1 protein-coding gene is annotated in these 1,048 nt (G+C 40.3%); it reads right to left on the bottom strand.

The window, feature by feature from the left end:
- Nucleotides 1–398: 398 nt before the first annotated feature.
- A complete protein-coding gene (locus tag BCF53_RS19155; RefSeq protein WP_132704385.1) occupies nucleotides 399–884 on the bottom strand; it encodes a hypothetical protein in 486 nt (161 codons plus the stop codon).
- Nucleotides 885–1,048: the final 164 nt, after the last annotated feature.

Raw genomic sequence — 1,048 nt, 5'->3', positions numbered from 1 at the left:
GTCTAATTCACTTCTTGCCGGGAGCGAAAAAGACGGAGTATTGCAGGTCACCTCCATTTTTTGAATGTGTGTCGCACTTAGTTTATGAATTCGGCACCCATAAATTCAATGCACTACAGGACAAACTTCACTCTTTGTTTAAAGACCTGTTAATTTTGATTTTCTCTTGATTTCCGGTAATTGCGGTAGCTGCCGTATAACCCTAGAATTTCCGGAAAACGCGACAAATAGTGAAAGGACTAATGTTATAAAGCATGTATGACTTTGGCAGCGCCAACGGCTATCTGCTTTGCTCAGATTTGGATCATAGAGTACGCAGAAAAGATTGGGGGGCATTCTGACGACCTAGGCGAAAACCTTTGGCTCTCTAGAAGTTTAGCGATTGGATGACTCTAAAATTAATAGTTCTTCATCACCCGCTTATACCTACTGTAAGCGACAGCATTCCACAGTAAGAATATAAAGAGCAATGATGAGATTGAGCCAAAGAACATAAATATATAGAAACCTGGCCTCTCTCTTATAAGTTTATAACTCGGGACATGAAATGATGGAATTTTCTCACTCACTGCGACTTCAACTTCATCGCCAATATTCAAATGAGGATCGTTTGATCCCCTGACATATAGGAATTCTCCACGGTAAACCTCACCGCTATTACCATAAACAAATTCATAATGCGCATACTCATTCAGCCGATCATCAAACCTATCGACATTGCTAATCGTTGCCATCTGCATATCTGGAAACAGACTAATCAGTCCAAAGGTCAAGGCATTACCGTAAGTGAAGTAACAAAATATGAGGCAAAATATAAACACGAACGTCGCATTAACCCCACGGGTAAAGATAAAATCAAGCTGCGATTCTTTTGGATTAAGCAAATATAACTCCCTATTTATTCTCCATGTATGCACTCTACCGAGAACTATGGTCAAACTTACTGGGCTAGCTAGTGCCCATCCATAAAGGCGGTAATTTCAATATTTTACCGCCTTGCCAATAACTGCTGTTAACAAATATTTCTCATCCGCAGATTGCCGCTATC

This window comes from Reinekea marinisedimentorum, from assembly GCF_004341165.1.
GTDB classification, from domain to species: Bacteria; Pseudomonadota; Gammaproteobacteria; order Pseudomonadales; family Natronospirillaceae; genus Reinekea; species Reinekea marinisedimentorum.
This window is presented reverse-complemented; position numbering and strand designations above follow the sequence as displayed.